General features: G+C 60.6%; 18 protein-coding genes and 2 tRNA genes. 6 read left to right on the top strand and 14 right to left on the bottom strand.

The genetic code is table 11. The features are described 5' to 3' along the window. The first annotated feature begins 91 nt into the window (after positions 1 to 91). Positions 92 to 865 (top strand): CsgG/HfaB family protein, encoded by a 774-nt coding sequence (locus ACIGGE_RS04880; protein ID WP_221596915.1) that lies wholly within the window; start codon positions 92 to 94, stop codon positions 863 to 865. A 75-nt stretch (positions 866 to 940) separates the two neighbouring features. Next, on the top strand, positions 941 to 1,789 hold the full coding sequence (gene panC / locus ACIGGE_RS04875) for a pantoate--beta-alanine ligase (protein WP_397489601.1): 849 nt from the start codon (positions 941 to 943) through the stop codon (positions 1,787 to 1,789). Positions 1,790 to 1,854: 65 nt separating this feature from the next. On the opposite strand, the gene ACIGGE_RS04870 is transcribed toward panC, so the two are convergent. The 9 genes from ACIGGE_RS04870 to pepN all read right to left on the bottom strand — a co-directional run bounded on the left by ACIGGE_RS04870 (position 1,855) and on the right by pepN (position 11,469). Continuing rightward, positions 1,855 to 1,928 (bottom strand) — tRNA-Gly (locus ACIGGE_RS04870). Positions 1,929 to 1,974: 46 nt separating this feature from the next. Beyond that, on the bottom strand, positions 1,975 to 2,586 hold the full coding sequence (locus tag ACIGGE_RS04865; RefSeq protein ID WP_397489600.1) for an OmpA family protein: 612 nt from the start codon (positions 2,584 to 2,586) through the stop codon (positions 1,975 to 1,977). A 4-nt stretch (positions 2,587 to 2,590) separates the two neighbouring features. After that, positions 2,591 to 4,444, bottom strand: a complete 1,854-nt coding sequence (locus ACIGGE_RS04860) for a sodium:proton antiporter (protein WP_196847340.1) — start codon at positions 4,442 to 4,444, stop codon at positions 2,591 to 2,593. A gap of 102 nt (positions 4,445 to 4,546) precedes the next feature. Continuing rightward, entirely contained in the window at positions 4,547 to 5,077 is a 531-nt protein-coding gene (locus ACIGGE_RS04855; RefSeq protein WP_397489599.1) for an adenine phosphoribosyltransferase, read from the bottom strand. A gap of 80 nt (positions 5,078 to 5,157) precedes the next feature. Then, on the bottom strand, positions 5,158 to 6,009 hold the full coding sequence (locus ACIGGE_RS04850) for a cytochrome c1 (protein ID WP_221596911.1): 852 nt from the start codon (positions 6,007 to 6,009) through the stop codon (positions 5,158 to 5,160). 18 nt (positions 6,010 to 6,027) lie between these two features. Next, positions 6,028 to 7,323, bottom strand: coding sequence for a cytochrome bc complex cytochrome b subunit (locus ACIGGE_RS04845; RefSeq protein ID WP_397489598.1), 1,296 nt, complete (start codon positions 7,321 to 7,323; stop codon positions 6,028 to 6,030). A gap of 23 nt (positions 7,324 to 7,346) precedes the next feature. Further along, positions 7,347 to 7,919, bottom strand: a complete 573-nt coding sequence (gene petA, locus ACIGGE_RS04840; RefSeq protein WP_196847337.1) for a ubiquinol-cytochrome c reductase iron-sulfur subunit — start codon at positions 7,917 to 7,919, stop codon at positions 7,347 to 7,349. A 228-nt stretch (positions 7,920 to 8,147) separates the two neighbouring features. After that, positions 8,148 to 8,813, bottom strand: a complete 666-nt coding sequence (gene pgeF / locus ACIGGE_RS04835) for a peptidoglycan editing factor PgeF (RefSeq protein ID WP_397489597.1) — start codon at positions 8,811 to 8,813, stop codon at positions 8,148 to 8,150. 4 nt (positions 8,814 to 8,817) lie between these two features. After that, entirely contained in the window at positions 8,818 to 11,469 is a 2,652-nt protein-coding gene (gene pepN / locus ACIGGE_RS04830; RefSeq protein ID WP_397489596.1) for an aminopeptidase N, read from the bottom strand. 204 nt (positions 11,470 to 11,673) lie between these two features. Here pepN and ACIGGE_RS04825 point away from each other — a divergent pair, with 204 nt between their 5' ends. After that, positions 11,674 to 12,459, top strand: a complete 786-nt coding sequence (locus ACIGGE_RS04825) for an NAD-dependent epimerase/dehydratase family protein (RefSeq protein ID WP_397489595.1) — start codon at positions 11,674 to 11,676, stop codon at positions 12,457 to 12,459. Here ACIGGE_RS04825 and ACIGGE_RS04820 read toward each other — a convergent pair. After that, positions 12,443 to 13,387, bottom strand: coding sequence for a DMT family transporter (locus tag ACIGGE_RS04820; RefSeq protein WP_196847333.1), 945 nt, complete (start codon positions 13,385 to 13,387; stop codon positions 12,443 to 12,445). The genes ACIGGE_RS04825 and ACIGGE_RS04820 overlap by 17 nt on opposite strands. Next, the gene (locus ACIGGE_RS04815) at positions 13,384 to 14,379 is read right to left on the bottom strand and encodes a threonine aldolase family protein (protein WP_397489594.1); all 996 of its coding nucleotides are present in this window, start codon (positions 14,377 to 14,379) and stop codon (positions 13,384 to 13,386) included. The genes ACIGGE_RS04820 and ACIGGE_RS04815 overlap by 4 nt, the downstream gene beginning before the upstream one ends. Positions 14,380 to 14,433: 54 nt before the next feature. Here ACIGGE_RS04815 and ACIGGE_RS04810 point away from each other — a divergent pair, with 54 nt between their 5' ends. Further along, a complete protein-coding gene (locus ACIGGE_RS04810; RefSeq protein ID WP_397489593.1) occupies positions 14,434 to 14,730 on the top strand; it encodes a GNAT family N-acetyltransferase in 297 nt (98 codons plus the stop codon). Here ACIGGE_RS04810 and ACIGGE_RS04805 read toward each other — a convergent pair. The 3 genes from ACIGGE_RS04805 to ACIGGE_RS04795 all read right to left on the bottom strand — a co-directional run bounded on the left by ACIGGE_RS04805 (position 14,727) and on the right by ACIGGE_RS04795 (position 16,906). Beyond that, a complete protein-coding gene (locus ACIGGE_RS04805; protein WP_397489592.1) occupies positions 14,727 to 16,262 on the bottom strand; it encodes a PH domain-containing protein in 1,536 nt (511 codons plus the stop codon). The genes ACIGGE_RS04810 and ACIGGE_RS04805 overlap by 4 nt on opposite strands. After that, complete coding sequence (locus ACIGGE_RS04800; protein ID WP_397489591.1) at positions 16,259 to 16,726, bottom strand: PH domain-containing protein; 468 nt, start codon at positions 16,724 to 16,726, stop codon at positions 16,259 to 16,261. Before ACIGGE_RS04800 ends, ACIGGE_RS04805 begins: the two co-directional genes overlap by 4 nt. Positions 16,727 to 16,831: 105 nt before the next feature. Next, positions 16,832 to 16,906: transfer RNA gene (locus tag ACIGGE_RS04795), tRNA-Thr, on the bottom strand. A gap of 112 nt (positions 16,907 to 17,018) precedes the next feature. Between ACIGGE_RS04795 and ACIGGE_RS04790 the strand changes: the two genes are divergently transcribed. Then, complete coding sequence (locus tag ACIGGE_RS04790) at positions 17,019 to 17,162, top strand: hypothetical protein (protein ID WP_301641946.1); 144 nt, start codon at positions 17,019 to 17,021, stop codon at positions 17,160 to 17,162. Between the two features lie 33 nt (positions 17,163 to 17,195). Continuing rightward, complete coding sequence (gpmA, locus tag ACIGGE_RS04785; protein ID WP_221596901.1) at positions 17,196 to 17,882, top strand: 2,3-diphosphoglycerate-dependent phosphoglycerate mutase; 687 nt, start codon at positions 17,196 to 17,198, stop codon at positions 17,880 to 17,882.

Genomic DNA, 17,882 nt, shown 5'->3' with positions numbered 1-17,882 from the left:
AATCTTCGCCGATCCGGGTCGCGTGCGACGGGCGAGACACGACAGCAAGTCGGCAGCCGTGAACTGTTTTCACAATGGGGGACCCCGGATTATGAAAAAGGCATTTCTCGCGGCACTAGCCGTACTGTCGATGACCGGCCTGGTGTGCCAGCCCGTTCTGGCACAAGGCAAATCGTCCGGTCGCAAGGCACAGGATCGTGCGACGACGGAAATTCCACGGTGCACCCGAAATCTCGGTACGATTGCGGTCGTCGAGCCGGACGACAAATGGTGGCGTGAACTCAATCTCGGCAGCCCAGAACAGATCATCCGCGTTTTCGTTCAGCGTTCGGGTTGTTTCACCATGGTCAGCCGAGGTCGTGCGATGCAGAGCCGCGCGATGGAACGGGCATTGCAGGAACAGGGCGAGCTTCAGGACGGACAGAATGTAGGGCTGGGCCAGGTGGTGACTGCCGATTACTTCCTGCAACCCGATATTGTCAGTGCGAACAGCAATTCCGGCGGGGGCGGAGGTGCATTGGGCGGTGTCGTCGGAGGCCTGTTCGGCCGCGCTGCAGGGGCGCTTGCGGGCGGCATTCGGGTGAAAAAAGGCGAAGCGAACGTCGTGCTGTCGCTCGTCAATGCGCGCACTACTGTCGAAGAGGCGCTGGTCGAAGGGTATTTCCAGAAAAAGGATCTTGGCTGGGCCGCTGGGGGCGGCCTTTTCGGCGGGGGCGGAGGGGCTGCCGGGGGTTTCGGCGGCTACGAAAATACCGCTATCGGCCAGATCATCGTGCTCGCCTATCTCAACGCTTATACCGATATGGTAACCCAATTGGGCGGCCTGCCGCTCGATGCGGCGGCGGCAGCGCCCGAAGCGCGCTGAGAAGCACCGGCTTGCAAGTTATGGGGCGGGACGGCACAGGACGCCCGCCCTTTATCGTAACCGGGAGCAGGCTCCTTGCAAACCGTCACCCAATTATCAGATCTGCGTCGTGAAACTGATGCCTTTCAGGCCGCCGGTACACTCGCATTGGTGCCGACGATGGGGGCCCTGCACGAAGGCCATCTGACGCTGGTACGAGAGGCTCGCCGGGCGGCCGACCACGTCGCAGTATCGATATTCGTAAACCCTCGTCAATTCGGCGCGAACGAAGATCTGGACGCCTACCCGCGACAGCTTGCGCGCGATGCCGCTTTGCTGGAGGCAGAGGGGGTTTCCTTGCTCTGGGCCCCTCCCCCGGGAGAAGTTTACCCCGAAGGTTATGCGACCAACGTATCGGTTTCAGGTGTTAGCGAAGGCCTCTGTGGGGCCAATCGCCCCGGCCATTTCGATGGTGTCGCGACGGTTGTCTGCAAGCTGTTCAATCAGGTCCGACCCGACATGGCTTTTTTCGGGGAGAAAGACTGGCAGCAGCTGGCCGTAATACGCCGAATGGCGAGAGACCTGGACCTTACCCGGCCCCATGTCGATGCGATCCACGGCGTCGCTATCGTGCGAGAAGACGATGGGCTCGCGATGAGCAGTCGCAACGCCTATCTCTCCCCCGAGAATCGCGCGATCGCCGCAACTCTGCCGCGAGAGATGCGCTTGGCAATCGAGCGCATCGGCGCAGGTGATGCGACCGGGTCTGTTCTCGAAGCCTTTCGTAGCCGGCTGCTCGATGCAGGGTTCGATTCAATCGATTACGCCGAAATTCGCGATGACCGCGACCTTGCCCCTGCGAGTGAGCCTGGTCCGGGCAACCGATTTTTCGTAGCTGCACGAATCGGAGGGACGCGGCTGATCGACAATATGCCGGTTGCATAGCGCCAGCCTGTCCAGCCCTACCTACTTTGCGAAGCGACCTTCGGAAATCATCGGCAATTGAGAGTTGGAGCGGGTAAGGGGAATCGAACCCCTCTAGCCAGCTTGGAAGGCTGGAGCATTACCACTATGCTATACCCGCTCGGGTCAGGCGCCATTGCCACCGAAGCCGCGCCTGCGTCAACACGCTATTGCGTTTCTTCGCTTGCTTCGCCGTCCTCATCTTCTGTTTCCGTCGCCAAGCTTTCGGCCAAGGTAGGTTTTTCGACCTCCGCCGGCTGTTCTGCGGTGTACACCTCTATCTCGACGCGGCGATTTGCCAGCCTGCCCTCTTCATTGGGCGAACCGTCGGGAAGCGCGTTGGGCGCTGCCGGATTCTGTTCACCGAAGGCGATGACGGAAATACGGCTCGCTTCCACACCGTTTTCGACAAGCCAGTCTCGAACGGCTTCGGCGCGAGCACGAGAGGCTCGCATGTTCGCATCGTCACTACCGCCACTGTCGCTGTGTCCACGAAGGACGATCGCTCCTCCGCCGGTCACCTGCGGCGAGGCAAGTACGGTCGCCAGCTCAGCCCGGGCTTCCTGAGAAAGTTGGGCGCCATCCGGGAAGATGATCCGGGTTTCCAGGGATTCCGGCGGGCTGAGGCTATCGATCGGCTCGACCTGAAATTCCGGACGGAAGATCGATCGTTTACCTTCAGCGGGTTCTTCCGGGGCGGTTGGCGGTTGTTCGCTGTTGCACGCCGCCAAGAGCAACGTCGAAACAACGATTGCGACGTGGTGTCCATGCCGGTTCATCAATTCATGTTCCTTGCTCGGCGGTCTTGCTGCGCTTTCGCTCGCGTTTCGCGGCCGCGTCCTGTGCGGTACGTTCTTGTGGTGGAGCGAAACTGACTATGACATCGCCAGCCCGCGGTTCGGGTCTTGCCGCATGGGTGAAGAAGCGGATCGTCCCATTCTCTCGCAGCAGCAATAGCATTGCTGCCGCATCCGGCAAACGCTCGCGAGCTGCTTCGAAATCGAATTCGTCCGAGAGCTTGGTCTTGCGGAAGACCCAACCGCGCGAGAGGCGCTCGTTGACGTCTTCGACGCCGAACCCGCTTTCGAAGAGCGCGCGACCACGAATGCTGCTGGGAAGCGAATGCCGATCATCTTCATCCACAGCGTCACCAAGCTGGAAGACGGTGTCTCTGCCTATTTCGTATGCAAACTCGTTGCAAACCAAAGCGTTATAAGCCTCGTTCTCCGTCGCGGCGACCAAGACGGCATAAGGCGTAAGATCCAGATTATGCTCGGTCGCTTCGTTGAGGATTTCGCCGTGATAGAACGGCAAGCCATTCTGCCGCGCTAGTGCGAGACGTTGCCAGCTCGCATCGACCACCATGACCGGCGCCTTGAGCTCTTTCATCATCATGGCCAGCGATATGGTCCACGGCGTGCTGCCGACTATGATGATGCCCGGCCGATTGCTGCCCTTCAGGTTGAGCAGCTTGGCGACCAGATCGATCGTGAAACCATGGGCGACGATCGTTACGACGACCACGGCAAAGCTGAGCCCGATCAGGGCAGTCCCGTCATAGCCGATTTCTTCCAGGCGAAGTGCGAACAGGCCGGAGATTGCGACGAGCACGATCCCGCGAGGGGCAATCCACGCAAGAAATAGCCGCTCGTTCCATGGGACCGAACTGCCCAGCAGGCTGAGCAGTATCGTGGCCGGGCGGACGAGGAACAGCAGCGCCAGCAGGAAGAGGCCGAAATTCCAGTTGAGGTATGCCAGTTCCTCGAATTTCAGGCTCGACGACAAGAGGATGAAGATACCGGAGATCAGGAGAACGGCCACGTTCTGTTTGAACGGATGGATGCTCCGCAGGGACGTCACGTTCATGTTTGCCAGCGCCACACCCATGACGGTAACGGCAACAAGGCCCGCCTCGTGCTCGATCTGATTGGACAGGACGAAGACCACGATCACCGCCGTCAGCAGCACCGGGACCTTCAGGAATTCCGGGACGGTACCGCGCGGGAAGGCCCATGCGATCGCTGCCGCAGCCACATAACCGATTACGCCGGCAAGGATTGCTGCGAAGATCAGCGGCGGGACGACTTCGAACAGGCCCGAGCCCGGCGACGCGGTGACTGCCCGGAAATATTCATAGGCGACAACCGCGAACAGAGCGCCGATCGGATCGTTGACGATAGCTTCCCACTTGAGGATCGCTGCCGGTCTCGATTTCACCGATGATTGCCGCAACAAGGGCATGACGACGGTCGGGCCGGTGACCACAAGAATACCCGCAAACAGGATCGCGACGGGCCATTCGAGCCCACCGATCGAATGTGCGGCGAAGGCCCCAAAAACCCAGGCGATCGGACCGCCCAGGATAACAAGGCGCCAAACAGCTTCGCCTGCGTGCCGCAGTTCGCGGAGGTCGAGGCTCAGACCGCCTTCAAAGAGGATAAGGGCAACGCCGATCGCCACCATCGGATCGAGCAATTCGCCAAACGCATGTTCGGGATCGAAGAGCCCGAATACCGGACCCGCCAGAAATCCAGCGGCCAGCATGAGGACGATTGCTGGCCACCCGGTACGCCAGGCAAGCCATTGGGCACCTATGCCCAACATGCCCACCATCGCGATGACTAATGACTGTTCCATGCCCCCCTCTGGCTGCGCGACTATATCGCTAGTCCGGGCGCCCACACGGCGCCAGCCCTACCAATGCCCGACCCTGGCATTATTTCCATCGCTAGGCGCGATTCATGCGCCGGCGAAATTCATCAGTGCGCTTACGTCGACCGAGCGTTCGGCGAGCTTTTCCCGACCACCAAGTTCGGGCAGATCAATAACGAATGCGGCGCGAGTGACCAACCCGCCCGCATTTCGCAACAATTCCGTCGCCGCTGCAGCGGTGCCGCCTGTTGCAAGAAGATCGTCGACGATCGCTACCGCTTGGCCCTGTGCAATGGACTGCGGGTCCATTTCCAAACGGTCGACTCCATATTCGAGTTCGTAATCTACGCCTATAACGCGGCAAGGCAACTTTCCGGGCTTGCGTATCGGAATGAACGGTAATTCCAGCCGCGCGGCGACGGCCGCACCAAAGATGAAGCCGCGCGCCTCCATGCCGGCGATTGCCTCAGCATCCGAAATTTCCCTGGCAAGCCATTCTATGGTCGCGGCAAAGCCAGGCCCATGACCGATGAGGGTGGTAATGTCGCGGAACTGGATTCCTGCCTTGGGAAAGTCCGGGATTGTCCGGACAAGGGCTTTGAGCTCGGCAGGCGTCATGGCGTCGACCCTCTAAACAAAGCAGCCCCTTGCATCCTGACGATGCAAGGGGCGCATATCATTTTGAGATCAGAGATAATCTAGGCGTCTTTGCGCTTGGTCGCTGCCCAGATCTGCTTCTTGGAGAAATACGCAAGCACAGTCGCGAAAAGCAGGAAGATCAACACCGGCCAACCTGTCTGCTTGCGCTTCACCAGCGTGGGTTCGGCTGTCCATGTCAGGAATGCGGCTACGTCGGTGGCCATCTGCTCGATGGTGGCTTCGGTGCCATCATCGAAGGTCACCTGACCGGCAGTCGTCAGCGGAGGAGCCATCGCAAGGTTGAGGTTCGGGAAATAGGGGTTGTGATGCAGGCCCGGAGCCGGCGCGGCTTCGGGATGTTCTGCCAACAGTTCCGCGGACGGTTCCTGATAGCCCATCAGCAGCGAGGCGACATAATTCGTGCCATCATGGCGCGCCTTGGTCATCAGCGAGAGATCAGGCGGAATGGCATTGTTGTTGGCTGCAGCCGCTGCGACATTGTTGGGATAAGGCGACGGGAAATAGTCCGTAGGCAGGCCAGGACGCGTGGTCGCTTCGCCGGTGTTCGGGTCGATACCGGGCACCTGCTTGGATGCTGCGAAAGCCTTCACCTGACCTTCGTCATAGCCGATCTGTTCAAGATCGCGGAACGCGACGAACTTGAGGCTGTGACAGGCCGAGCAGACTTCGTTGTAGACCTTGAAGCCACGCTGAAGCTGCTGAACGTCCCATTTTCCGAAAGGCCCATCGAACGAATAGGCGATATCCCGCGGCTCTTCATAGGGAAGGTGAGCAGGTGCCTCTTCCGTAATCGCGGCGTAGGCGCCGACCACGAAGGAATACAACGCTACGACCGCGAAGCCGAGGCCGACGAGAATTGCGACAAGGCGGATGCTGAGAAGCTTGGTCATTTCTTTTCTCGTACTCGCTTAGGCAGCCGTCTTGGCGTTTTTGCCGAGCACTGCCTTGTCGTCCGAGCCGAGCACGGCTTCGGTTATCGAATAGGGCAGCGGTTCCGGCTTCTCGATCTGGCTGACGATCGGAATGATCACCAGGAAGTGAAGGAAATAGTAAGCCGTGGCGATCTGGCTCAACATCACGAAGGGTTCTTCGGCCGGCGCACCGCCGCAATAGAACAGCACGGCCATGGCAGGGATGAGACCGAACCAGAAGAACTTGCGGAACATCGGACGGTAATGGCCGCTGCGCACAGGCGACTTGTCGAGCCAGGGGAGGAAGAACCAGATCAGGATCGAACCAAACATGGCGATCACGCCCATCAGCTTGGCCGGAATGAACAGGAAGTCGACCGTGAAGGCGCGAAGGATCGCGTAGAACGGCCAGAAGTACCATTCGGGCACGATGTACGCCGGCGTCGAAAGCGGGTTCGCTTCGATGTAGTTATCCGGGTGGCCCAGCGTGTTCGGCAGGAAGAATACCAGCGCGAAGTAGAGGATCAGCGCCACACCCAGGCCGAAGCCGTCCTTCGCCGTGTAATACGGGTGGAAGGGCAGCGTGTCGCTTTCCTGCTTCACTTCCACGCCCGTCGGGTTCGACGATCCCGGAATGTGGAGCGCCCAGATGTGCAGGATAACAACCCCTGCGATTACGAAGGGCAGCAGGAAGTGGAGGCTGAAGAAACGATTGAGCGCCGCATTGTCCGGAGCGAAGCCGCCCAGCAACCAGACCTGAATCGGCTCGCCCACCAGTGGGATTGCGCCAAACAGGCCGGTGATGACCTTGGCGCCCCAGAAGCTCATCTGACCCCAGGGAAGCACGTAGCCCATGAAGGCGGTGGCCATCATAAGCAGGAAGATGACGACGCCCAGCAGCCAGATCATTTCGCGCGGGGCCTTGTACGAGGAGTAGAAGAAGCCGCGGAAGATGTGCAGGTAGACGACGATGAAGAAGAAGCTGGCGCCGTTGGCGTGCGCATAGCGCATCATCCAGCCCCAGTTTACGTCGCGCATGATATGTTCGGTCGTGGCAAATGCCACCTGGGCGTTGGCAGCATAATGCATCGCCAGCACCACGCCGGTCACGATCTGAAGCACCAGGAAGAAGCCGGCCAGAACGCCGAAATTCCAGAAATAGCTCAGATTGCGGGGAACAGGATAGCCTGCACCGACAGCGTTATAGACGAGGCGCGGCAGCGGCAGCTTCTCGTCGAAGAACCTCATGACCGGATTGGTCGGGGTATATTCCTTGGCCCAGGGAAAGCTCATCGTATCGTCTCTTCTCTCTACGCTCAGCCGACCTGAATGACGGTGTCCGAGGTGAACTCGTATTCCGGCACTTCGAGATTTGCCGGCGCGGGACCCTTACGGATACGGCCAGCCGTATCGTAATGCGACCCGTGACAGGGGCAGAAATAGCCGCCGTATTCGCCTTTGACTTCGCCTTCGGCGGCACCGAGGGGAACACAGCCGAGGTGAGTACAGACCCCCATGGTCACGAGCATGTCTTCGTGACCTTCCTTCGTCCGCTCCTCGAGAGTCTGCGGATCCCGCAAGCTGCTGGCATCGACGGCGTTGGCCGCCTGGATTTCAGCACCCGTCAGGCGACGCACGAACAGCGGCTGCTTGCGAAATACTGCCTTGATGGCCTGTCCCGGCTCGATCGCCGAGACATCGACTTCCGTCGAACTGGCGGCAAGGACGTCTTTCGACGGCGCCATCTGGCTGATCAACGGATATACGACGGCAAGACCGCCGATACCCGCAGCACTGACTGCAGCGATGTCGAGAAAGTCACGGCGGCGGATACCGTCATCGGTAACGACTGCCGTTTCGGAAGTTGCGGTTGCAGCGGTGTCTGCCATCAGCGCTTTGCCTTGCCTGCCTTGGTATTGCGCCGTGGCCCGGACGGGTTAGGCGCAGAGTGCGAATCCATGGCCGGACCTATCCGAAAGCCGGTACGCCCGAATATACGGTACGTGCGCGGAAGCCCCCAGTGTGCCCGGTTTGGACGCGCCTCTAGCCGCTATGCGGCAGGTTGCCAACCGCCATTTTGGCAAGCTTTGTACGTCAAGGTGCAATCGCGGCAGGGATCACACGGGTAGTGCGATGACACTGAGCTGCCTGCGCCCGGTTTCCTCGCCCCAATGCGTTGCGCGCCTGAACGAGAAGAAGCGATGGGGCTGCGCATAAGTGTCTTCGCGCAGATCCTCGATATCGCGGACGCCTGTATCGCTTAGGCACTGGTACACATAGGCCGGTAGATCGAACTGGTAATGCCCGGGACGCCCGGTTGCGAAGAATCGCGCATCGCGATTGTCGAACTGTTCGCGAAATCCCTGATCGACCTCGTAGCTGCCCTGCGCGATCGTGGGGCCGATTGCCGCCTTGATATCGGGTGCATGTGCACCCAGCGACACCATCGCCGCCACCGTGTGCTCCAGCACGCCGCCGACTGCTCCGCGCCAGCCAGCATGCGCTGCACCAACAACGCCGGCTTTGGCATCGCTCAGCAAGACCGGAGCACAATCGGCGGTGACAATGCCCAATGCGATACCCCGCCTGGCGGTGACGAGCGCATCGGCTTGCGGTGGTTCGGGCCATGGCTCATCGACGATCACGACCGTCGCCGAATGTATCTGGCGCGGACACATCAAATTCGCGCCGCGGACTATGTCGTCGGCTTCCAGACCAGCCGACGTCGAGAAGCCATGGGGAATGCCATCGAGCAGGTCGGCCTTCAGGAAACCACTCACCACGCGATCATCCCAGCGAACGCGTGACCTGCTCGAACGTGTCGCGCGAGAGTTTCGGCGCAGCAGCAACTCTTTCGAGCGCGTCGCGCATCAACTTGGCGCGCCCTTCTTCGATGCGGCGCCAGCGCCCCAGGGACGGAATAAAGCGGGCTGCCGTCTGCGCATTGATCGGATCGAGTTCCAGAACGAGGTCGGCGATCATGTCATAGCCCTCGCCATCCGCCGCGTGAAATGCGGAAGGATTTGCCGCGAAGGCCATATAGAGCGAGCGCACTCTGTTCGGGTTCTTCAACGTGAAGTCCGGGTGAGCGCGCAGAGCTTTCACATGATCGATGGCGTGCGGATGAAGCGAACTGGCCTGCAACGCGAACCATTTATCGATGACCAGCGCATTGCCTGCGTAGCGATTGTAAAAATCTTGCAGCTTGTCGGTGCGTTCCGGGCTGTCCAAGCCGGCAAGGACCATCAAAGCGCCCTGACGATCGGTCATATTGTCCGAATGGTCGTACTGATAGGCAGCGAGTTCGGCTGCCTTTGCGGGATCGCTGGCAGCGGCATAGCTTAGCACCAGCGTCTTAACCTTTCGCGCGCCCTTGGCGTCTGCATCCAGCGAGAACGGCAGGCCCTCGACCCGATCGTAAAGAGCGTGGAACTGTGACGCCAGCCGATCGCCGAGATCGGCCTTCAGCGCCTCCCGCTCGGCATGAATTCGGCCAGGATCGGCAACCAGCATCTGCTCTGCGATATAGGCTTGGCTTGGCATCGACATCAGTTCGCCGTGCATGAGGTCTTCGAGACGATCGTCTTCAATCACCGATTTCATTGCCTGCGCTATGTCGCCGCGCGCCGCCTTGCAGCCAGTATCGTCAAGATCGCCCGTCACTGCGCCGACGAGATAGCCGGTCATGAGTTCCTGCATTGCTTCGTACCGGGCGAACGGATCATCGTCCTGCGCAGCAAGAAACACGAGATCATCCCGCGATACGTCGCGCTCGATCGAAACCGGCGCTGAAAATGTCCGATTGATCGACAGCACCGGCCTCTGCGCAAAGCCATCGAACGTGAAAATTGCGCTGTCCTGATCGAGAACGATGAGTTCTTCGCCCCTGTTCTCACCCGACTGACGGTCGAACAACGCGACCTTCAGGGGAATCGGCATGGGCTTTTTGTCGGGCTGACCGGGAGTGGCAGGAATGGTTTGCGAAAGCTTCAGCGTCGCGCTGTTGCCCGCATGCTCAAGCGCCACCCTTACCTTCGGCGTGCCCGCCTGCGAATACCAGCGGCGGAACTGGGTCAGGTCCATGCCGGTACCATCTTCGATGGATTTGACGAAATCCTCGCATGTCGCAGCTTCGCCATCGTGACGATCGAAATAGAGGTCGGTCCCGCGGCGGAACCGCTCTTCGCCCGCCATGGTCCGCATCATGCGAATGACTTCGGCGCCCTTGTTGTAGATGGTTGCCGTGTAGAAGTTGCTTATTTCGCGATAGGAGTCTGGCCGGATCGGATGCGCGAGAGGACCGGAATCCTCGGGGAACTGTACGCCGCGCAATACGCGGACATCCTCGATGCGCTTGACCGGCGCACTGCCCATATCCTGACTGAACAACTGGTCGCGTAGCACGGTGAAGCCTTCCTTGAGGCTCAGCTGGAACCAGTCGCGGCAAGTGATTCGGTTTCCCGACCAGTTGTGGAAGTACTCGTGGCCGATCACACCCTCGATCCCATCGTAATCGCCGTCGGTGGCGGTGTCGGGATCGGCGAGGACATACTTCGTGTTGAAGATATTGAGCCCTTTGTTCTCCATCGCCCCCATGTTGAAGTCCGAAACCGCGACGATATTGAACAGATCGAGGTCGTATTCGCGCCCGAACGTCTCCTCGTCCCATTTCATGGATCGCTTCAGGCTCTCCATTGCATGCTCGGTCCGATCGAGATCTCCGTCCCGGACCCAGACGTTCAGTTCCACCTTGCGGCCGCTGGCAGTTGTGAAACTGTCTGTCCGAGCGACGAGGTCGCCGGCCACCAGAGCGAAGAGATAGGAAGGCTTGGGCCAAGGATCGTGCCATTCCGCCCAGTGCGTGCCACCTTCTTCGCCAGCATCGGTGCGGTTGCCGTTGCACAGCAGTACAGGGAACTGCGCTTTCGGCCCGCTCATTCGCACAGTGTAGGTGCTGAGCACATCCGGGCGATCCGGGAAGAATGTGATTCGGCGAAAGCCTTCCGCCTCACATTGCGTGCAAAGCATGCCATTGGAGGCGTACAGCCCCATCAGTTGCGAATTGTCGGACGGGTCCAGTTCGGTGACGATTTCGAGTGTATGCCGCTCGCCTTCCAGCGTGACTACGAGATCGTCGCCGTCCAGCATATGCCCTGCACAATCGCCTCCGTCGCAAGTGATCGACACGAGTTCGAGACTATCGCCGTTCAGGCGAATTGTCGGGGAAGCGTCGGCATCCGGATTGCGTTCGACATCAAGCCTGGTGACCACACGCGTTTTATCGAGGCCCAGATCGAACTCCATCCTGATCGTCGGGATCAACCACGCAAAAGGCGTATAATCTGAGCGCTGTATTTCGGGCGGCGCCTTGGGTTCAAACGCTGCATCGGCCATTTCGGGGTTGCCGTCGGGCGAAGCGGGAGTGCGCGCAATATCCATGAATGTCCTGTCGTTTTTCCGGGCGAAAATGCTCTGTCACCCAATGCAACGCCCGTCGAGGCCTTGCGTTCAATCGGCAGGTCGCAGGTTCTGTCCGATTGACAGCAACGACCTGCTCCCGCACCGAACGCGTCCGATGCTGAACTCGATTGCCACCTTCCTTCGCGCTTTCGACGGCCCTGTATGCGGCCCACCCGGCAGCGAATGAGCAGGCTGCTTATCTTCGGTCTCGGTTATACGGCATCCCGCATCGCCAGCTTGGTGCAAGCGCGTAGCTGGCACGTCGACGCGACGGGGAGTTCGGGCAATGTCAGCTTCGATGATTCGCACGCAGTGACTGCGGCCCTCGCTCGGGCAACCCACATCCTGAGTTCCGTTCCGCCGTCCGGTGATAGCGATCCGGTGCTGGATGCCTATGGCCATGCCTTGCATGGAAAGTCGCTCTTTTACCTCTCGTCCACCGGCGTTTACGGCGATGCCGGCGGCGCTTGGGTCGACGAAGCATCTCCAACCGGAACTGGGCGGCGAGCTGCCCGGGCGCATTGCGACGCGCGGTGGCTTGAGATGGAGGCGCGGGTGTTCCGCCTGCCTGGCATCTATGGCCCCGGGCGCAGCGCACTCGACCGGGTGGCAGAGGGCAAAGGACACCGGATCGACCTGCCGGGCCAAGTCTTCAGCCGGGTCCACGTGGACGATATCGTTTCAGGGGTGGTGGCCGCTTTCGAAAGCGAGGCCCCGCCGGGGGCCTATAATGTCGCGGACGATCTGCCGACCAGCCAGAACGCAGTGATCGAAGAGGCTGCGCGGCTTCTGGACGTGCCGCCTCCGCCGTTACAGACGATGGAGGAGGCCGACCTTTCGCCGATGGCGCGCGGTTTCTACGCCGAAAATCGCCGTGTGGCCAACGGCAAGGCGAAGCGGTTGCTCGGCTGGACCCCGCGCTATCCGACGTATCGCGAAGGTTTGGCCGCGATCAGGGCTCAGGCGTAGCACGGCGCGGCGGCGGGCTTGCCCGTCCGCGCATGGCGATCACCATTCCCGATAGCGTAATGACGGCCCCGGCTGCCGGCAGCGGTCCCCACACGAACCCTTCGAACAGGGTCGAAAGGACCATGGCCACTACCGGTACGATTACCGAACTGTAGGCCGCCTGACCGGCCCCGATTTTGCGAACCAGGCCATAATACAGCGGGAAAGTCACCACCGAACCGGCAAGCCCGAGATACAGGATACCGAGCGAGTATGAGGTGCGTGTATCGAATTGCGGCGGCCCCGACGTTGCCCATGCAAACACGCTGTTGATCACCACGCCAATGGCCATCGACCACGCCAGCAGGGCGAGAAAGGGCTGCTTCTTCGCACCCTCCATTGCCTGCGTGATATTGGCAGCGCTGGCCGAAAGAATGCCGCAAACCGTCAGCCCGGCACCGAGCAGCACTTCGCTCAAGGTCGCGGGTGAAGACTGCCATTCATGGGCGAAAAGCAGCGCGACACCAATTGCCGCGATCGCCGAGCCGACAATGAACGGCCCGGTGATCTGCTGGCCCAGAAAAACGCGCCCAAAGATCGCATTGGGAACGACCAGCAGTGCGAACATGACTGCCACGAGACCCGAAGTGATATAGCTTTCGGCATTGTAAACGAAGGCGAAATTGAGCGTGAACTGGAACAGGCCCAACAAACAGGCCCAGCGCATGCCACCCGGCGCGAGAGACAGTCTTTCCCGCCGGATTGCAGCCAGGGCGAACATGCCGAGGGCCGCCACGATGAAGCGATAGGAGATCGACCAGCTCGCCGGGACGCTGGCGATCTGGTCGCGTATCACCAGCCAGGTCCCGCCCCAGATCACGCTGACAAGCAGAAATGCGGCGAAATTACGGGGCGTAAACAGGCTTTCGCCCTCTACAGGCGTACTCATAGCGCGGCGAGCGCCTTTGCCAGAGCGGACGCGTCTTCTTCAGGCGTATTCCATGCCGTAACGAAGCGGGCAGCATCGTCGCCCCAGTCGTAAAAGCCGAAACCCTTTTCGCGCAGCGCCTGGCGTTCGTCTGCAGTGCAGCGCACGAACAATTCGTTCGCTTCCACTGCATGCATCAATCGCTCCTCGCAACCAGCGGCGATTTCCTGAGCCGCAGCATTGGCATGGCGCGCATTGGTCAGCCAGATATCGCCGTCCAGCATGGCGTGAAGCTGCGCGGCAAGAAACCGGCCCTTGGATTGCAAGTGCCCGGCACGCTTGCGGCGGTAACGGGCCACATCGGCCAGAGCGGCGTCAAAGAACACGATTGCCTCGGCCCCGAGACCGCCGTTCTTGATGAATCCGAAGCTCAATGCGTCAACATCTCCTGCTGCTTCAGCCGGAGTGGATTCCAGAAAGGCAACGGCATTGGCAAAACGGGCGCCATCCATATGGATTGCGAGTTTGCGCTCTCGCGCCAGCGCCACGATGGCCGCAACCTCTTCGGGCCGATAGGTCATGCCATATTCGCTGGCTTGAGTGATAGAGATGGCGTGCGGTTGAACCTGGTGCACATCGTCGCGGATCGGGTCGACGACGGCGCGGATCGCATCGGGCGACAACTTGGCGCCATCGCCCTTCGCCAGCAGCAGCTTTGCGCCGTGAAGATAGAAGCCAGGCGCGCCCCCTTCGTCCATTTCGATATGGGCTTCTTCGTGGCAGACGATTCCCCCATGCGGCTGAACCATGGTTGCCAGGGCAAGACAGTTGGCTGCCGTCCCCGTAGCTACCCACAGAACCGCACATGGCTTGCCGAACAGGTCGGAAAGTCTCTGGTCGAGAGCATTGCTCAGACCATCCCCGTCATAAGGCGAATCGGGTGCGTCCGCGGCCTTCAGGGCATCCCAGATGGCCGGGTGAACCGAGGCGGCATTATCGGATAGGAACTGCATCGGAACGCCCATAACCACCGGCGCATTGCTTGCACAGGAAGGAATAACGGAACGATGGAAACTTCACCGATTGCTATAAGCAACGAGGATAACGAAACGAGCGGTCAGTATGTCGCACGCGACGGCGATGGTACGCACGCAGGCAAACTGACATGGACACTGCGCAATGGCGCGCGCGACGCCGACCACACGATCGTCGCGCCGGACATGCGCGGGAAGGGTATCGCCGCAAAACTGGTGGACGCCCTTATAGACGACGCACGCGACAAAGGCTTCAAGATCATCCCGAGTTGTTCCTATGTCGCCGCGCAATTCGACCGCCATCCCGAATGGGAAGACTTGCGCGCCTAGGCAGATTGCGAACCGGCTTCCACAACCTCGGAAAAATCCTGCTCGCCCATGCTGGAAAGAACCGCGTCGCGGATGCGCATTGCGTCCGCCAGCGCGATACCCCGCATTCGCAGGTGTCCCCCGGCAAGCCCAAACCTGATGTCGGCATAGCCTCGCACGCGCGCCAAGGGATTGCGGACGATTTCGACCGATTGCAGCTTTTCGCGCGATGCAATGGCCATGCTTGGCGCGAACCAGCCGTGCCGGGCATATAACTGGCGTCGCCCCAGCGCATGCCGATCCCAGCGCCAGCGCATATATTCGTGCAGGGCAAACCATCCGCCTCCGGCTATTATCGGCAGCAATGCGAGATATGCATTGCCAGCCACGAACAGCGCCGCGGCAATCGCGCTCATCAGGAAAAATCCGATGAGAAAGCCGTCGATCCGATAGCGCCGGGATGAGCGATGCCACTCGATTTCCGCGCCCGGCAGTTCGAACCCGGTTTCGGCCACTACCGGCGAAATCTCTTTTAGCCTGGCGAAAGGTACCGCTTCGTGATTGGCGGACCCGCTATCGCTGGCGAGACTGACGAGCTTCAGGGAATGCCAGCCGAACCACCGCCTGACCAACCCCGTGCTGAGCCGCAGCGCCTGCACCCGGTGCACCGGCATGACGAGATCGGTGCGCGTCAGCAGCCCGCGCCTGCGCCGCAAACCCTTGTCGGTTCGCTCCAGCCGGAATCCCCATTCGCGAAGGACCGTTCGTACCACTCCCGTTGCGACACCGATGAAGATCAGCGAACCCACGGCGATCACACCCCCGACAAGCTGGGCAAGCACTCCGAGGCCAGCCAGCCATTGGCCGGGTCCGGCTATCTGTTCGCGCCACGAGCGCCAGTCCCAGACTTCGAACGGCAGCAGGAAATCGAGTTGCTGCGCGGCGCCCGCGACGACCGCGACGACGGCAAGCGAGAATTCGAACAGGCCGAAAGTAAGCACGCGCCCAGGCCCCATTTCATAGAGCAGTCGGGCATCCGGCTCGGGCGCGATATCGGTGTCGATATTCTGCTCGGGTAGCGAACTGCCATCACGCCGGGACCGGACGAGTTCCCGCAGGCGCTCGCCCTCGACCTCCGGCAGATAGGCAAGTTTCAGGTCGTCGCCCCCGCCCGCCCCGGTCTCGAATTTTACCTCGACGAGCCCGAACAGCCGCGGCACGAACTTTTGTTCAATGCTGACATCCTGAATTCGCTCATACGGTACCGACCGCGCCTCGCGCGACAGAACCCCGCTTTCCACCCGGATGTCGTCTGCTCCGACCGTATAGGTGAAGCGCGCCCAACGCAGATAGGCGAAGAATATGTTCGCTCCGACCGCCAGCACGACAAGGGGGAGGAAGTAGAGCAAGGCATCGCCGAAATCCCCTTTGTCCAGGATGGTGAATCCGCCGACGACGAGTGGCAGGACAAGCTGGGAAAGCATGGCCACAGCCCGCACTGCAAACGTGCGCGGGTCTGTTCTGCGGGGCGTGTCCTCCAACGGTTCGGTCACCGCGTGTCGCGCCTGATTGCCGCGCGGATATCTTCGCGCATGGCTGTCGCATCTGCATGGCGCAGGCCGGGAAGCGATACCGAAGCGTTGTGCGTGCCCGCCGTGTGGACGGTCAGCGTAGCCAAGCCATAAGCGCGTTCCAGCGGCCCCTGCCCCACATCGATGTGCTGGACGCGGCCAAACGGGACGACCGTATCGGCACGGAAGAAAACGCCGCGAACCACCCGCAGTCTTTCCTCCGCCAGTGAATATCCGCGCGCATTGTAACGCCTCAACGGCACACGGACGAGCGCATAGGTGGCAACGAGCAGAGCCGGGATCCAAACCGCCCCGGTCCAGCCCGGGATTGCGAATTCCGCAATGGTGGCGGCCACCAGCAATACAACCCCCACGATCGCGAACTGCAGGCGCAGCATCGATTTGTAAGCAGGGTCGAGCGGGGTCAGATCGTCGGCTTCATCCATACCGTGCTAGCTAGGCAATACAGCACGCCGATACAATCGGCTTTCGCATCGCGCCGGCATCTCTGCGGGCGGGGCGAACACTGGACATTCCATTTTCCGGGAAAATGGTGCTGCTGGGGAGGATTGAACTCCCGGCCTCACCCTTACCAAGGGTGCGCTCTACCACTGAGCTACAGCAGCACATGTCGCCGCGAGAAAGGCTCGCGGGGTGGAGGCGCGCGCTATTGGCAGACGCGGAGCATAAGTCAACCTTCGCTTGAGCCCGGAGGCAAAATTGGCGAAGGCTTTCTGCATGGCCAGTGAGAAAAACAAATCGAGCCGTGAGGAACGCCTCGCCGCAAAACTTCGCGAGAACCTGCGACGCAGGAAAGCGCAGGGGCGCGAAATCAGCGAATCGGACCAGACAGGCCTTCCCAATGAAGAAACAGAGCGCTAACGCGCACTGCTCCTAGGGGAAACCGGAGTAATCATGTCGAAACTGATCCTCGTTCGCCACGGACAGAGCGAGTGGAACCTCGCCAACCGTTTCACCGGCTGGTGGGATGTCGACCTGACCGAAAAAGGTGAAGCCGAAGCGCGTGAAGCCGGCGAATTGATGAAAGCCAAGGGCGTCCTGCCCACCACGGCTTTCACCAGCCTTCAGAAGCGGGCGATCAAGACGCTCAACATCGCACTCGAAGCCTGCGACCGTCTGTGGATCCCAGTGACGCGCGACTGGCACCTGAACGAGCGGCATTACGGTGGTCTGACCGGGCTCGACAAACAGCAGACGCGCGAAAAGCACGGCGATGAACAGGTCCACGTCTGGCGCCGCAGTTTCGACGTCCCCCCGCCGGAAATGGAAGCCGGCAGCGAATTCGATCTCGCCGAGGATCCGCGCTATGCCGGGATCGACGTGCCGCGCACCGAAAGCCTCAAGCTGACGATCGAACGCGTCCTGCCTTATTGGGAAGAAGCCATTCTGCCGCTGCTGGGCAAAGGCGAGACGGTCATCATCTCCGCCCACGGCAATTCCCTGCGCGCGCTGGTCAAGCACCTGTCCGCCATCTCGGATGACGAGATTACCGGGCTCGAAATCCCGACCGGTCAGCCGATCGTCTACGAGTTCGAGGGCACGAAGGTGTCGGGCGAACGCTACTACCTCAAGGATTCGTAA

Source organism: Qipengyuania sp. NPDC077410, from assembly GCF_044543405.1.
GTDB lineage: Bacteria > Pseudomonadota > Alphaproteobacteria > Sphingomonadales > Sphingomonadaceae > Qipengyuania > Qipengyuania pacifica.
Note: the sequence above shows the minus strand (reverse complement) of the source record. Positions and strands in the feature narration are given on the sequence as shown.

Bases quoted from the DNA above. Each gene is read 5' to 3' on its own strand.
- ACIGGE_RS04820 (WP_196847333.1), bottom strand. From the start codon at position 13,387: ATGAGTACGCCTGTAGAGGGCGAAAGCCTGTTTACGCCCCGTAATTTC.
- pepN (WP_397489596.1), bottom strand. From the start codon at position 11,469: ATGGATATTGCGCGCACTCCCGCTTCGCCCGACGGCAACCCCGAAATG.
- ACIGGE_RS04850 (WP_221596911.1), bottom strand. From the start codon at position 6,009: ATGACCAAGCTTCTCAGCATCCGCCTTGTCGCAATTCTCGTCGGCCTC.
- ACIGGE_RS04815 (WP_397489594.1), bottom strand. From the start codon at position 14,379: ATGCAGTTCCTATCCGATAATGCCGCCTCGGTTCACCCGGCCATCTGG.
- ACIGGE_RS04860 (WP_196847340.1), bottom strand. From the start codon at position 4,444: ATGGAACAGTCATTAGTCATCGCGATGGTGGGCATGTTGGGCATAGGT.
- petA (WP_196847337.1), bottom strand. From the start codon at position 7,919: ATGGCAGACACCGCTGCAACCGCAACTTCCGAAACGGCAGTCGTTACC.
- ACIGGE_RS04810 (WP_397489593.1), top strand. From the start codon at position 14,434: ATGGAAACTTCACCGATTGCTATAAGCAACGAGGATAACGAAACGAGC.
- gpmA (WP_221596901.1), top strand. From the start codon at position 17,196: ATGTCGAAACTGATCCTCGTTCGCCACGGACAGAGCGAGTGGAACCTC.
- ACIGGE_RS04825 (WP_397489595.1), top strand. From the start codon at position 11,674: ATGAGCAGGCTGCTTATCTTCGGTCTCGGTTATACGGCATCCCGCATC.
- ACIGGE_RS04880 (WP_221596915.1), top strand. From the start codon at position 92: ATGAAAAAGGCATTTCTCGCGGCACTAGCCGTACTGTCGATGACCGGC.
- ACIGGE_RS04855 (WP_397489599.1), bottom strand. From the start codon at position 5,077: ATGACGCCTGCCGAGCTCAAAGCCCTTGTCCGGACAATCCCGGACTTT.
- ACIGGE_RS04790 (WP_301641946.1), top strand. From the start codon at position 17,019: ATGGCCAGTGAGAAAAACAAATCGAGCCGTGAGGAACGCCTCGCCGCA.
- ACIGGE_RS04845 (WP_397489598.1), bottom strand. From the start codon at position 7,323: ATGAGCTTTCCCTGGGCCAAGGAATATACCCCGACCAATCCGGTCATG.
- ACIGGE_RS04865 (WP_397489600.1), bottom strand. From the start codon at position 2,586: ATGAACCGGCATGGACACCACGTCGCAATCGTTGTTTCGACGTTGCTC.
- ACIGGE_RS04800 (WP_397489591.1), bottom strand. From the start codon at position 16,726: ATGGATGAAGCCGACGATCTGACCCCGCTCGACCCTGCTTACAAATCG.